This is a genomic window from Azospirillum sp. TSH58 (genome assembly GCF_003119115.1).
Classification (GTDB): Bacteria; Pseudomonadota; Alphaproteobacteria; order Azospirillales; family Azospirillaceae; genus Azospirillum.
Genome location: NZ_CP022364.1, coordinates 349,007 through 363,147, shown reverse-complemented (window position 1 = coordinate 363,147; position 14,141 = coordinate 349,007). Strand labels below are relative to the sequence as shown.

Annotated in this window: 10 protein-coding genes and 1 riboswitch; of the genes, 6 read left to right on the top strand and 4 right to left on the bottom strand. The window is 67.9% G+C overall.

Annotated elements, in window-relative coordinates; all coding sequences use genetic code 11:
- Window positions 1-34 precede the first annotated feature (34 nt).
- From oxc to oxlT (TSH58p_RS05230), 5 genes are all read left to right on the top strand, one after another.
- The gene (oxc, locus tag TSH58p_RS05250) at window positions 35-1,792 is read left to right on the top strand and encodes an oxalyl-CoA decarboxylase (RefSeq protein WP_109469154.1); all 1,758 of its coding nucleotides are present in this window, start codon (window positions 35-37) and stop codon (window positions 1,790-1,792) included.
- Window positions 1,793-1,903: 111 nt separating this feature from the next.
- Window positions 1,904-3,181, top strand: a complete 1,278-nt coding sequence (frc, locus tag TSH58p_RS05245; protein WP_109469153.1) for a formyl-CoA transferase — start codon at window positions 1,904-1,906, stop codon at window positions 3,179-3,181.
- Window positions 3,182-3,416: 235 nt separating this feature from the next.
- The gene (gene sucC, locus TSH58p_RS05240; RefSeq protein WP_109469152.1) at window positions 3,417-4,613 is read left to right on the top strand and encodes an ADP-forming succinate--CoA ligase subunit beta; all 1,197 of its coding nucleotides are present in this window, start codon (window positions 3,417-3,419) and stop codon (window positions 4,611-4,613) included.
- Window position 4,614: 1 nt separating this feature from the next.
- Window positions 4,615-5,490 (top strand): succinate--CoA ligase subunit alpha, encoded by an 876-nt coding sequence (sucD, locus tag TSH58p_RS05235; RefSeq protein WP_109469151.1) that lies wholly within the window; start codon window positions 4,615-4,617, stop codon window positions 5,488-5,490.
- A 623-nt stretch (window positions 5,491-6,113) separates the two neighbouring features.
- Window positions 6,114-7,463: an oxalate/formate MFS antiporter gene (gene oxlT / locus TSH58p_RS05230; RefSeq protein ID WP_247895515.1), complete on the top strand. Its 1,350-nt coding sequence runs from the start codon at window positions 6,114-6,116 to the stop codon at window positions 7,461-7,463.
- A 104-nt stretch (window positions 7,464-7,567) separates the two neighbouring features.
- Here the strand turns inward: oxlT (TSH58p_RS05230) and TSH58p_RS05225 are convergent, their stop codons facing one another.
- A complete protein-coding gene (locus TSH58p_RS05225) occupies window positions 7,568-7,756 on the bottom strand; it encodes a hypothetical protein (protein ID WP_109068355.1) in 189 nt (62 codons plus the stop codon).
- A 189-nt stretch (window positions 7,757-7,945) separates the two neighbouring features.
- Window positions 7,946-8,058, top strand: a riboswitch (TPP riboswitch).
- A gap of 115 nt (window positions 8,059-8,173) precedes the next feature.
- Here TSH58p_RS05225 and thiC point away from each other — a divergent pair.
- Window positions 8,174-10,015, top strand: a complete 1,842-nt coding sequence (thiC, locus tag TSH58p_RS05220) for a phosphomethylpyrimidine synthase ThiC (RefSeq protein WP_109068354.1) — start codon at window positions 8,174-8,176, stop codon at window positions 10,013-10,015.
- A gap of 109 nt (window positions 10,016-10,124) precedes the next feature.
- Here the strand turns inward: thiC and oxlT (TSH58p_RS05215) are convergent, their stop codons facing one another.
- The 3 genes from oxlT (TSH58p_RS05215) to glxR form a co-directional block, all read right to left on the bottom strand.
- Window positions 10,125-11,423, bottom strand: coding sequence for an oxalate/formate MFS antiporter (gene oxlT, locus TSH58p_RS05215; RefSeq protein ID WP_109068353.1), 1,299 nt, complete (start codon window positions 11,421-11,423; stop codon window positions 10,125-10,127).
- A 268-nt stretch (window positions 11,424-11,691) separates the two neighbouring features.
- The gene (locus tag TSH58p_RS05210; RefSeq protein ID WP_109068352.1) at window positions 11,692-12,954 is read right to left on the bottom strand and encodes a glycerate kinase; all 1,263 of its coding nucleotides are present in this window, start codon (window positions 12,952-12,954) and stop codon (window positions 11,692-11,694) included.
- Window positions 12,955-13,232: 278 nt separating this feature from the next.
- Entirely contained in the window at window positions 13,233-14,141 is a 909-nt protein-coding gene (gene glxR / locus TSH58p_RS05200; RefSeq protein ID WP_109068351.1) for a 2-hydroxy-3-oxopropionate reductase, read from the bottom strand.

Sequence of the window (14,141 nt, the reverse complement as noted above, 5' to 3'; positions counted from 1 at the left end):
TGAACCGAATAAGAGTCGGGGAGGAGTAACCCTTATGTCAGCCGTCACAGTCCTCAACAACCAAGCCACGGCCGCCACCGATGCGGAACCGGCGCTGACGGATGGTTTCCAGCTCGTCATCGATGCCCTCAAGCTCAACGGCATCGAGAACCTCTACGTCGTGCCGGGCATCCCGATTTCCGACCTGCTGCGCATGGCCCAGGGCGAGGGGCTGCGGGTCATCTCCTTCCGCCACGAGCAGAACGCCGGCAACGCCGCCGCGATCGCCGGCTTCCTGACCAAGAAGCCGGGCGTGTGCATGACCGTCTCGGCGCCGGGCTTCCTCAACGGCCTGACCGCGCTGGCCAACGCCACCACCAACTGCTTCCCGATGATCCTGATCTCCGGCTCCTCGGAGCGCGAGATCGTCGACCTCCAGCAGGGCGACTACGAGGAGATGGACCAGCTGGCCATCGCCAAGCCCTTGTGCAAGGCGGCCTTCCGCGTGCTGCACGCCCAGGACATCGGCATCGCCGTGGCCCGTGCGATCCGCGCCGCGGTGTCGGGCCGTCCGGGCGGCGTCTACCTCGACCTGCCGGCCAAGCTGTTCTCGCAGGTGATGGACGCCGCCGAGGGCGCGCGCTCGCTGGTCAAGGTGGTCGACGCCGCCCCGGCGCAGCTGCCCTCGCCGGACTCGGTGGCGCGCGCCCTGGAGGTGCTGAAGGGCGCCAAGCGGCCGCTGATCATCCTCGGCAAGGGGGCGGCCTACGCCCAGGCCGACGAGGCGGTGCGCGAGCTGGTCGAGAAGAGCGGCATCCCGTTCCTGCCGATGAGCATGGCCAAGGGCCTGCTGCCGGACACCCACCCGCAGTCGGCGGGGGCGGCGCGCTCGATGGTTCTGAAGGACGCCGACGTGGTGGTGCTGGTCGGGGCGCGTCTGAACTGGCTGCTGTCGCACGGCAAGGGCAAGACCTGGGGCGAGCCGGGGTCGAAGACCTTCATCCAGATCGACATCGAGCCGCGCGAGATGGACAGCAACGTGGCGATCGTGGCGCCGCTGGTCGGCGACATCGGGTCCTGCGTGTCGGCCCTGACCGCCGGCATGGCGAAGGGCTGGACGCCTCCGCCGGCGGAGTGGACGGGAGCGGTGTCGGCGCGCAAGGAGGCGAACATCGCCAAGATGGCGCCCAAGCTGATGAGCAACGCCTCGCCGATGAACTTCCACGGGGCGCTGGGCGCGCTGCGCCGGGTGGTGCAGGAGCGCCCCGAGGCGCTGCTGGTGAACGAGGGGGCGAACACGCTGGACCTGGCGCGCGGGATCATCGACATGCACCAGCCGCGCAAGCGCCTGGACGTCGGGACCTGGGGCGTGATGGGCATCGGCATGGGCTTCGCGGTGGCCGCGGCGGTGGAGTCGGGCAAGCCGGTCCTGGCGGTGGAGGGCGACAGCGCCTTCGGCTTCTCGGGCATGGAGGTGGAGACGATCTGCCGGTACAAGCTGCCGGTGTGCATCGTGGTGTTCAACAACAACGGCATCTACAAGGGGACGGACGTGAACCCGACGGGCGGGTCGGACCCGTCGCCGATGGTCTTCGTCCCGGACTCGCGCTACGACAAGATGATGGAGGCCTTCGGCGGCGAGGGCGTCAACGTGACGACGCCGGACGAGCTGTACCGCGCGGTCAGCGCCGCGATGGACAGCGGAAAGCCGACGCTGATCAACGCGGTGATCGACCCCAACGCCGGGTCGGAGAGCGGCAACATCGGCAGCCTCAACCCCACCAGCGCCGTCCGCAAGGGGCCCAAGGCCTGACGGTCGGACGTTACCAAGGACGCCGGTTCTCCGGTTCCAGGCCGGGCGGCCCTGCCAGCGAGGGGTGGGGCCGCCCTTTTCAGACACAGAGCACCACCGGGAGGAACGACGATGGGAAAAGCTCTTGAAGGTGTGCGGGTTCTGGACTTTACCCATGTTCAGTCGGGTCCGACCTGCACCCAGCTTCTGGCGTGGTTCGGCGCCGACGTCATCAAGGTCGAGCGTCCGGGCGAGGGCGACATCACGCGCGGCCAGCTCCGCGACGTGCCCGAGGCCGACAGCCTCTATTTCACCATGCTGAACCACAACAAGCGGTCCATCACGCTGGACACCAAGAACCCGGACGGCAAGCGCGTCCTGGAGGATCTGGTGCGCATCTGCGACGTGATGGTCGAGAATTTCGCCCCCGGCGTGCTCGACCGCATGGGCCTGACCTGGGAGCGCATCCAGGAGCTGAACCCCCGCATCATCGTCGCCTCGGTCAAGGGCTTCGGCCCCGGTCCCTACGAGGACTGCAAGGTCTATGAGAACGTCGCGCAGTGCGCGGGCGGCTCGGCCTCCACGACCGGCTTCGACGACGGCCCGCCGATGGTCACCGGCGCCCAGATCGGCGACAGCGGCACCGGCCTGCACCTGGCGCTGGGCATCGTGACGGCGCTCTACCAGCGCACCCAGACCGGGCGCGGCCAGAAGGTGCTGGCGGCCATGCAGGACGCCGTGCTGAACCTCTGCCGCGTCAAGCTGCGCGACCAGCAGCGGCTGGAGCGCGGCCCGCTGAAGGAATACCCGCAGTACCCGAACGGCGAGTTCGGCGACACCGTGCCGCGCGCCGGCAACGCCTCGGGCGGCGGCCAGCCGGGCTGGATCCTGAAGTGCAAGGGCTGGGAGACCGACCCCAACGCCTACATCTACTTCATCACCCAGGCGCCGGTCTGGGCGAAGATCTGCGACGTCATCGGCAAGCCGGAGTGGGTCACCGATCCGGACTACGCGACGCCCGCCGCGCGCCTGCCGCGCCTGAAGGACATCTTCGCGACCGTCGAAGATTGGACCATGACCAAGACGAAGTTCGAGGTCATGGAGATCCTCAACAAGTACGACATCCCCTGCGGCCCCATCCTGTCGATGAAGGAGCTGGCGGAGGACCAGTCGCTGCGCGAGACCGGCACCATCGTCGAAGTCGATCACCCGACGCGCGGCAAGTACCTGACGGTCGGCAACCCGATCAAGCTGTCGGACAGCCCGACCGAGGTCACCCGCTCCCCGCTGCTGGGCGAGCACACCGACGAGATCCTGCGGGAGGTGCTCGGCTTCGACGAGCGGCGCATCTCCGAGGTCCGCGACAGCGGCGCGCTGGGGCTGGTCGTTCCCCGCATGGCCGCCGAGTAAAGACAGCCGTGGCAGGGGCGTCCCGTCGGGACGCCCGTTCCATGAGAGGCCGGGCCGCCGGCGCACGCCGTCCCGAAGAGCGGGGGCGTGATGGCGGGCCTCCGCCGAGCCACCGGCTCATCCGCGTATTTTTCCAAAGATTCAGCACAGGACGCAGGGTGCCGGCGCGGGACGCGCCAGCGCCGATGCCGGCCTGCGCCCCGCACCCTTCCATTTTAAACACCCGAAGACAGCCATGAACATCCATGAGTATCAGGCCAAGGGCCTGCTGAAGACGTACGGCGTCGCGGTGCCCCGCGGCGGCGTCGCGTTCTCTCCCGAGGAGGCCGAGACCGTCGCCCGCGAGTTGGGCGGCCCGGTGTGGGTCGTGAAGTCGCAGATCCACGCGGGCGGCCGCGGCGCCGGCCGCTTCAAGGACAACCCCGAGGGCAAGGGCGGCGTCCGCGTCGTCAAGTCCGTCGAGGAGGTCGGCAAGAACGCCGGCGAGATGCTGGGCCATGTGCTGGTCACCAAGCAGACCGGTCCGGACGGCCGCGAGGTCAAGCGCCTCTACGTCGAGGAAGGCGCCGACATCAAGCGCGAGCTGTATCTCGGCATGCTCGTCGACCGCGCCACCGGCCGCGTCACCATCATGGCGTCCACCGAAGGCGGCATGGAGATCGAGGAGGTCGCCCACAACACGCCGGAGAAGATCGTCAAGGTCGCCGTCGACCCGGCCACCGGCATCCAGGGCTACCACACCCGCAAGGTCGCCTTCGCGCTCGGCCTCGAAGGCAAGCAGGTCGGGGCGGCGGCGAAGTTCCTGACCGCCATGTACCGCGCCTTCACCGAGTTGGACTGCGCGATCGTCGAGATCAACCCGCTGATCGTCACCGGCGCCGGAGAGATCCTGGCGCTCGACGCCAAGATGGCCTTCGACGACAACGCCCTGTTCCGCCACAAGACCGTGGCCGAACTGCGCGACGTCGCCGAAGAGGACCCGGCGGAAGTCGAGGCCGCCAAGCACGACCTGAACTACGTCAAGCTGGACGGCAACATCGGCTGCATGGTCAACGGCGCCGGTCTGGCGATGGGCACCATGGACATCATCAAGCTGTACGGCGGCGAGCCGGCCAACTTCCTCGATGTCGGCGGCGGCGCCACGAAGGAGCGCGTCACCGCGGCCTTCAAGCTGATCCTCTCCGATCCCAATGTCCGCGGAATCCTGGTCAACATCTTCGGCGGCATCATGCGCTGCGACGTCATCGCCGAAGGCGTGGTCGCGGCCGCCCGCGAGGTGCATCTGCACGTTCCGCTGGTCGTCCGTCTGGAAGGCACGAACGTCGAGCTGGGCAAGAAGATCCTTGCCGAGTCCGGTTTGCCGATCCTGTCGGCCGACAACCTCGCCGACGCCGCCGAAAAGGTGGTCAAGGCCGTGAAGGAGGCCGCGTAAGATGGCTGTTCTCGTCGATAAGAACACGAAGGTGATCTGCCAGGGCTTCACCGGAGCCCAGGGCACCTTCCATTCCGAGCAGGCGATCGCCTACGGCACCAAGATGGTCGGCGGCGTCACCCCGGGCAAGGGCGGCACCAGGCACCTCGACCTGCCGGTCTTCGACACGGTGGCCGACGCGGTCGAGAAGACCGGCGCCAACGCGTCGGTGATCTACGTGCCGCCGCCCTTCGCGGCGGACGCCATCCTGGAGGCGATCGACGCCGAGATCCCGCTGGTGGTGTGCATCACCGAGGGCATCCCGGTGCTCGACATGGTGCGCGTCAAGCGGGCGCTGGGCAACTCCAAGACCCGGCTGATCGGGCCGAACTGCCCGGGCATCATCACGCCCGACGAGTGCAAGATCGGCATCATGCCCGGCCACATCCACAAGCGCGGCAAGATCGGCATCGTCTCGCGCTCGGGCACGCTGACCTACGAGGCGGTGGCGCAGACCACCGCGACGGGGCTCGGCCAGACGACCTGCATCGGCATCGGCGGCGACCCGGTCAACGGGACCAACTTCGTGGACAGCCTGGAGCTGTTCCTGAAGGACCCGGAGACCGAGGGCATCATCATGATCGGTGAGATCGGCGGCGACGCCGAGGTCAAGGGCGCGGAGTTCATCCGCGACTCCGGGACCAGGAAGCCGGTCGTCGGCTTCATCGCCGGGCGCACCGCGCCTCCGGGCCGCCGCATGGGCCATGCCGGCGCGGTGATCTCCGGCGGCAACGACACCGCGGACTTCAAGATCGAGTTCATGAAGTCCGTCGGCATCGCCGTCGCCGACAGCCCCGCGAGCCTGGGTTCCACCATGCTCAAGGTCTTCAAGGGCTGATCCGTTTTCGTCGCTGTGGTGTTCCCCCGAAGTGACTGGCCGCGCCGGCAACGGCGCGGCTTTCTTTTTTGTGTATTTGGCGGGGCGAGTGGCCGTTTCCGCAATGTGGAAAGCCGCCGAAGAGGCATTGCGTCGAGTGGTCAGACCAGTCATCTTGGTCTTGCACAGGGTGCTTCACCCTTTGTATCGGGCGGGTTGTTGCTCTGCATTTATGCGAGCCTCTCGAAATCACTGGCCGTGCTGGAAACAGCACGGCCATTTTTTTCCTTATCTCACGTAAGGCACCGGACAGAACGGCGTTTGGGCGGAAGGGAAGGGCATCGGACCCTGCCGGTCGTCGGGTTTTCGAAGGCCCGAAAATTTTTTGGATGAAAAGCGCGACACGTCAAAAGTTCGTGTTGCCAACAATAATATCTCTGGCATACCATATGCCGTATCTGGAGCGCCAAGAACGCAGGGACGGCGTGACCGGCTCTCCAGCTCATCATTGAACCATGACTCACATCGGCACGGAACAAGGCCGCCCATGACGCGGCGATGCGGACGCTCGTTCAAGCGCCGTCTCGGCCGCCCAAGGGGACCCTCATGCCCGGTATCAAAGCGTCGCAATCCCACGGGAGGGAATGATGGTTGGATCGACAGAATCCCAGAGGCCAGCTTTTAACAGTTCCGGCGGCTCGCAGGCGCCCATCTCCGACGGCGCGCGCTGGATGCAGATCGTCGTCGGCATCGTCTGCATGGTGGCCGCGGCCAACATCCAGTATGCATGGACGCTGTTCGTGCCGGAAATCCAGGCCACCCATGGCTGGACCCGCGCCTCGATCCAGACCGCCTTCACCGTCTTCGTCGTCGTCCAGACCTGGCTGACCCCCATCGAAGGCTACTTCATCGACCGTTACGGCCCCCGCGCCATCGTCGCCTTCGGCGGCGTGATGACCGGCCTCTCCTGGATCATCGACAGCTACGCCGGCTCGCTCGGCATGCTCTATGTCGGTTCGGCCATCGGCGGCATCGGCGTCGGCTGCGTCTACGCCACCTGCGTCAACAGTGCCCTGAAGTGGTTCCCGGACAAGCGCGGCCTCGCCGTCGGCCTGACCGCGGGCGGCTACGGCGCCGGCTCGGCCGTGACGATCCTGCCGATCGCCAACATGATTCACTCCTCGGGCTATCAGGCGACCTTCTTCTGGTTCGGCCTGCTGCAGGGCACGATCATCATCATCGCCGCCTTCTTCCTGCGCGCCCCGCAGAAGGATCAGGTGAAGGCCTCGACCAAGGTCCTGCAGTCCCGCCGCGACTACACGCTGAAGGAAGCGCTGCAGACGCCGGTCTTCTGGGTCATGATGGTCATGTTCATCTGCACCGTGTCCGGCGGTCTGATGGCGGTGGCCCAGCTCGGCGTGATCGCCCACGATCTGGGCGTGAAGGAAGCCCCGATCAGCCTGTTCGGCATCACCATGGCGGCTCTGCCCTTCGCGCTGATGCTCGACCGCGTGATGAACGGCATCTCCCGTCCGCTGTTCGGCTTCGTCTCCGACCACATCGGCCGTGAAGCGACGATGTTCATCGCCTTCACCTTCGAAGGCCTCGGCATCCTGATGCTCAGCCGCTTCGGCCACGACCCGATCATGTTCCTGATCCTGTCGGGTCTGGTGTTCCTGGCCTGGGGCGAAGTGTACAGCCTGTTCAGCGCGACCTCGGCGGACACCTTCGGCACCAAGCATGCGGCGAAGATCTACGGCGTGCTCTACTGCGCCAAGGGCGTCGCGGCCCTGCTGGTCCCGCTGGGCAACCTGCTGATGGAAGCCACCGGCACCTGGGCGACCGTGCTCTACATCTGCGCCACCATGGACCTCATCGCAGCCTTCTGCGCCATCGCGGTCCTGCGGCCCATGCTGCGCAAGCACCATGCCCGCAACGCAGAACTCGCCGCCCAGCAGGGTGCGGGGGGGCTGGCGGTGCAGCCCGGCCACTGATCGGCCCGCAAAGTCGTCTCAGGTTTCGTATCTCGGGCGCTTTATCTCGGAAGACTTCATCTCGGACTATGGCCGCCGCGCGCACCCCGCGCGGCGGCCTTCTTTCATTCCAGGAAGAAGGGACGGTTGTGGCCTTCGCCGGACTGGTTGAAGCGGTCCGACGACCAGAGGCCGTCCGGCTGCCCGTCCTGCGGATCGGCGTTCCACTCGTCGTCCTCCCGCATCAGCAGGGTGAGGCCGTGGCCCATCAGGCCGGCCAGGGCGACGAAGGCGATCATCTGGGATTCGAGCATGGGACGGGCTCCGGGCACTCGGGAGGGGGCTTTGTTTCTTGTTGTGATGCAGCATAGCGGCCCGGCTCAGGCTGCGCAATAGGATTTTGTATACCAGATAATGGATACCAGAGTCGCGCCAATTGCATCCGTGGGGTGGAATTCGCCGTGAATAGCGTTGACGTGGGTGGGGCGGATCGTTCAGCATGGCGACGTTCCAAGGGGAGCCCCATAACACGGGGCTGAGATGATGCCGTAAGGCGCCGAACCCTTTGAACCTGATCCGGGTCGTACCGGCGTAGGGACAGGAACAAACGGGCCACGGTCACGCGCATCCCATCGCGCACCCCTCCATGGGGACCGCTCCGGTCGTCCGTTCTGCCGCTCCGTCACACCCGGGTCTCCAACGATCCTATGTGCGATGGAGATCCACAGCAGATGCCCGACTCACTTCCCCCCGCTTCCCAAAAGCCCGCGCCCTCCGACCATTTCTCGGTGACGACCGGCCCGCTGCCGTCGTCCAGCAAGGTCCATGTGGCGGGGGAGCGCTTCCCCGACCTGCGCGTGGCCATGCGCGACATCCATGTCGGCGGCGGCGAGCCGCCGGTGCGCGTCTACGACACCTCCGGCCCCTACAGCGACCCCGCCGTGCAGACCGACATCCGCCGCGGCCTGGCGGAGCTGCGCCGCTCCTGGATCGAGGCGCGCGGCGACGTGGAGGCCTATGAGGGCCGCGAGGTCCGTCCGGAGGACGACGGGCTGCGCGCCGGCGAGACGCGCGCCGTGCCCGTCTTCGACCGCGCCGGGCGCCGTCCGCTGCGCGGCAAGCCGGGCCGGGCGGTCACGCAGATGGCCTACGCCCGCGCCGGCATCGTCACGCCGGAGATGGAGTACATCGCCGTCCGCGAGAATCTGGGCCGCCAGCGGCTGGCCGAGGCGGCGGCGCGGGACGGCGACGACTTCGGCGCCTCCATCCCCGACCATGTGACCCCGGAGTTCGTCCGCGACGAGGTGGCGCGCGGGCGGGCGATCATCCCGTCCAACATCAACCACCCCGAATCGGAGCCGATGATCATCGGCCGCAACTTTCTCACCAAGATCAACGCGAACATCGGCAACTCCGCCGTCGCCTCCTCGGTGGGGGAGGAGGTGGACAAGATGGTCTGGTCGATCCGCTGGGGCGCGGACACCGTGATGGACCTGTCCACCGGCCGCAACATCCACACCACCCGCGAATGGATCCTGCGCAACAGCCCGGTCCCCATCGGCACCGTGCCGATCTACCAGGCCCTGGAGAAGGTCGGCGGCAAGGCCGAGGACCTGACCTGGGAGATCTTCCGCGACACGCTGATCGAGCAGGCGGAGCAGGGGGTGGATTATTTCACCATCCACGCCGGCATCCGTCTGGCGCACATCCCGCTGACCGCCAAGCGCACCACCGGCATCGTGTCGCGCGGCGGCTCGATCATGGCGAAATGGTGCCTGTCCCACCACCGCGAGAGCTTCCTCTACGAGCGGTTCGAGGAGATCTGCGAGATCATGAAGGCATACGACGTCGCCTTCTCGCTGGGTGACGGGCTGCGCCCCGGCTCCATCGCCGACGCCAACGACGCCGCCCAGTTCGCCGAGCTGGAGACGTTGGGCGAACTGACCAAGATCGCCTGGAAGCACGACGTGCAGGTGATGATCGAGGGGCCGGGCCATGTGCCCATGCACAAGATCAAGGCCAACGTCGACAAGCAGCTGGCGCTGTGCGGCGAGGCGCCCTTCTACACGCTCGGGCCGCTGACCACCGACATCGCCCCGGGCTACGACCACATCACCAGCGCCATCGGCGCCGCCATGATCGGCTGGTTCGGCACGGCGATGCTCTGCTACGTCACGCCGAAGGAGCATCTCGGGCTGCCGGACCGCGACGACGTGAAGGTGGGCGTGGTCACCTACAAGATCGCCGCCCACGCCGCCGACCTCGCCAAGGGCCATCCCGGCGCCCAGGAGCGGGACGACGCCCTGTCGCGCGCCCGCTTCGAGTTCCGCTGGCGCGACCAGTTCCACCTGTCGCTCGACCCGGAGACGGCGGAGCGCTTCCACGACCAGACCCTGCCGGCGGAGGGGGCGAAGGTCGCGCATTTCTGTTCGATGTGCGGGCCGAAGTTCTGCTCGATGAAGATCACGCAGGAGGTGCGGGAATACGCCAACTCCGGCATGGCCGAGATGTCGGAGAGCTTCCGCGCCAAGGGCGGGGAGATCTATCTGGAGGAGGGGCAGGCGGCGGAGTAACAACTGAATCGAAAAGGGGACGCCCTTGCGGGCGCCCCCTCGCTTCGGCTCCTTCCCCGGCGGGGGGTGGGGAAGTGAGCGTCAGGACATGGCCGTCACGCTTTGGCCGTTACGCTTTGGCCGTCACGCGCCGGCCGCCCGGCGCGCCGTGCGATTCGGCGGCCATGCGGTTGCGCATCGGGCGCAGGACGAACAGGGCCAGCACGGCGGCCAGCGCGTTGACCGCGGCCGCCAGCAGGAAGACGGCGTGCCAGCTTCCCGTCGCGTCGGCGATGATGTTGGCGAAGGGGATCAGCAGCGCCGCCGTGCCCTTGGCGGTGTAGAGCAGCCCGGCGTTGCTCGCCGCGAACTTCGAGCCGAAGGTGTCGGCGCAGCAGGCCGGGAACAGGCTGTAGATCTCGCCCCAGGCGAAGAAGACCAGACCGGTCAGCAGCACGAAGGCCACCGGGTCGCGGCCGTAGAGGCTGAGCGCGACGATGCCGACCGCCTCGATGGCGAAGGCGATGAACATGGTGTTCTCGCGCCCGATGTGGTCGGACACCCAGCCGAAGAAGGGGCGGGTCAGCCCGTTCAGCACCCGGTCGATCGACAGGGCGAAGGTCAGGGCGGGCAGGGTCAGTCCGAGGATGCTGACCGGGGCGTGGGCCAGCCCGAAATCCTGGGCGATCGGGCCGAGCTGCGCCGTCGCCATCAGCCCGCCGCCGGCCACCATCACGAACATGGCGTACATGACCCAGAAGACCGGGGTGCGGACCATCTGGCTCGGCGTGTACTGCCGCTGCGCGGGCGGGGCGGCGAAGCCGCCGCGGGCGATGGGAGCGGAGGGCGGCGCCACCAGCAGCCAGGCGAGCGCGAAGACGACCAGCCCCTGGCCCAGCCCGAAGGCCATGAAGGTCGCCTCGTAGCCCGAGGTCTCGATCATCGTGGCGATCGGCACCACCGTCAGGGCGGAGCCGGCGCCGAAGCCCGCCGCGGTGATTCCGGCGGCCAGACCGCGCCGGTCGGGAAACCATTTCAGCGCGTTGCCCACGCAGGTGCCGTAGACGGCGCCCGCCCCGATGCCGCCGATGGCCGCCGCGACGTAGAGCACGAGCAGCGAGTCCGCCACCGCGTTCAGCGCCCAGGAGGCGGCGCAGAGCACCGAGCCGAACAGCACGACGATCCGCGGGCCGAAGCGGTCGACGAACCAGCCCTCGACGGGCACCAGCCATGTTTCGGTGACGATGAAGATGGTGAAGGCCACCTGGATGGCCGCACGGCCCCAGCCGTGCTTGTCGTCGATGGGTTCGACGAAGAGGGTCCACCCGTACTGGAGATTGGCGATCATCGACATGCAGATGACGCCGGCAAGCAACTGCATCCAACGCCCGCCGACTGGCAGGGCGCTCCGCGCACCGGTTTGGCGCATATGGTTCCTCCCGGATGGTCCGCTTTCTCGTTCTTGTCCTGGCGCGCGCGGGGTGCGTTCGGTGCCCGACCGCTTCGCTTTATCCTTCGAACGGGGCAATCCGGTTGCATGCCTGTGGCATGCCAGACGCCATATTCGTGATGCCTTGACGGTGAGTGTGGCGGATAATCCGTGGAGTCATCAACAAATTTTCGTGAGCGGGCGCCGCCCTGGCCATAAGTGATATATTAAGTTGGCCGGCGGCGCCCGCCCCGGCCTCAGATGTCGCTCACAGGACCAGAACCGCCCGGAAGTCGTTGACGTTGGTCAGGGTCGGCCCGGTCACCAGCAGGTCGCCGAGCGCGCTGAAGAAGCTGTAGCCGTCGTTGTCGGCCAGCCGCTCCTTGGCGTTGACGCCGGCCTCGGCGGCGCGGGCCAGCGTGTCGGGGGCGAGCAGGGCGCCGGCGTTGTCCTCCGTCCCGTCGATGCCGTCGGTGTCGGCGGCCAGCGCGTGGACGCCCTTCATCCCGTCCAGCGCCACGGTCAGGGCCAGCAGGAATTCGGCGTTGCGGCCGCCGCGACCCTTGCCGCGCACGGTCACCGTGGTCTCGCCGCCGGACAGCAGGACGCAGGGCTTGGCCGCCGGCTGGTCATGCTCGACGATCTGGCGGGCGATGCCGGCATGGACGAGCGCGACCTCCCGCGACTCGCCCTCCAGCGCGTTGCCGAGGATGACCGGGGTGACGCCGGCCTTGCGGGCGACCTCCGCCGCGCGCTCCAGCGCCATCTGCGGGGTGGCGACGAGGATCGTGCTGACGCGCTCCAGCCGCGGGTCGCCGGGCTTCGGGCTCTCGTCGCGCCCGGCCAGCAGATGGTCCATGACCGGCTGCGGCGGGGTGATGCCGTACTTCTCCAGCACGGCCAGAGCGTCGGCGTAGCTGGTCGGGTCCGGCACGGTGGGACCGGAGGCGATCACCGACAGGTCGTCGCCCGGCACGTCGGATATGACCAGCGAGACCACCCGCGCCTTGGTCGCCGCGGCCAGCCGCCCGCCCTTGATGGCGGACAGGTGCTTGCGCACGCAGTTCATCTCGGTGATGTTCGCGCCGGAGCGGAGCAGCGCCTTGGACACCGCCTGCTTGTCGGCCATGCTGATGCCCGGCGCCGGCAGGGCGAGCAGGGCGGAGCCGCCGCCGGAGATCAGGCAGAGCATCAGGTCGTCGGGGCCGAGCGACGCGGCGATGTCGAGGATGCGGCGGGCGGCCTGCTGCCCGGCCTCGTCGGGCACGGGGTGCGACGCCTCGACCACCTCGATCCGCTCGCAGGGCACGTTGTGGCCGTAGCGGGTGACGACCAGACCGGACAGCGGCCCTTTCCAGTGATCCTCCACCGCCTTCGCCATGGAGGCCGCGGCCTTGCCGGCACCGACGACGACCGTTCGGCCCTTCGGCGGTTCCGGAAGATGCGGCGGCACGCACAGCGCCGGCTGCGCCGAGGCGACGGCGGCGCGGAACATGTCGGTCAGGAGCGCGCGGGGATCGGTGGTCGTCATGGTCTGGTTCTGTCCCTTCCCTGAGCCGCGCCGTTCACCGGCGCCGGTCCTCATGTGCTGGGAATGCTAACGGATTTGGCGCGGGGGGCAATGGTTACCCTCTCCCCTCCGGGGAGAGGGGAGGGCGAGGGGATGTGCGAGGTGATGCGTCCGGCAAAAGCGCACCCCCCTCACCCCAACCCTCTCCCCGCTTTCGGCGGACCAGAGGTCCGCCTTTCGCGTCAGCGCAGACTTCGTCTGCGCGTGAGCGGAGGGGAGAGGGGGCAGGCATGCCGGCTTCACTCCGCGGGTTCGGTCACGCGGTGGTTCTGGCCGATCTCGTGGTTGGCGAGCAGTTCCAGCGCGCGGACCATGCCGGAGTGGTCCCAGGCCTTGCCGCCCTGGGCGGCGCAGGCGTTGAACAGCTCCTGGCAGGTCGCCGTGTTGGGCAGCGACACGCCGAGCGCGCGGGCGCCGGACAGGGCGAGGTTCAGGTCCTTCTGGTGCAGCTCGATGCGGAAGCCCGGATCGAAGGTGCGCTTGACCATGCGCTCGCCATGCACCTCCAGAATGCGCGAGGAGGCGAAGCCGCCCATCAGGGCCTGACGGACCTTCGCCGGGTCGGCGCCGGCCTTGGACGCGAACAGCAGCGCTTCGCCCACCGCCTCGATGGTCAGGGCGACGACGATCTGGTTGGCGACCTTCGTCGTCTGGCCGTCGCCGTTGCCGCCGACCAGAGTGATGTTCTTACCCATCTTCTCGAACAGCGGCTTCACCGTCTCGAAGGCCTTGTCCGGACCGCCGACCATGATGGTCAGCGAGGCGGCCTTGGCGCCGACTTCGCCGCCGGACACCGGGGCGTCGAGATAGTCGCAGCCCAGCTCGTTGATGCGCTGGGCGAAGACCTTCGTCTCGATCGGGGAGATGGACGACATGTCCACCACGATCTTGCCGGCGGACAGGCCCTCGGCGACGCCGTCCGGGCCGAACAGGGCGGCCTGCACATGGGGGGTGTCGGGGACCATCGTGAAGACGATGTCGGCCTTCTGCGCCACCTCGCGGCTGGAGCCGCAGGCCGTGGCGCCCTTGGCCAGCAGGTCTTCCGGGGCCGGGTTGATGTCGTAGACGAACAGGGTGTGGCCGGCGTCGGCCAGATGACCGGCCATGGGGCGGCCCATGATGCCGAGACCGATGAATCCAACGTTCAT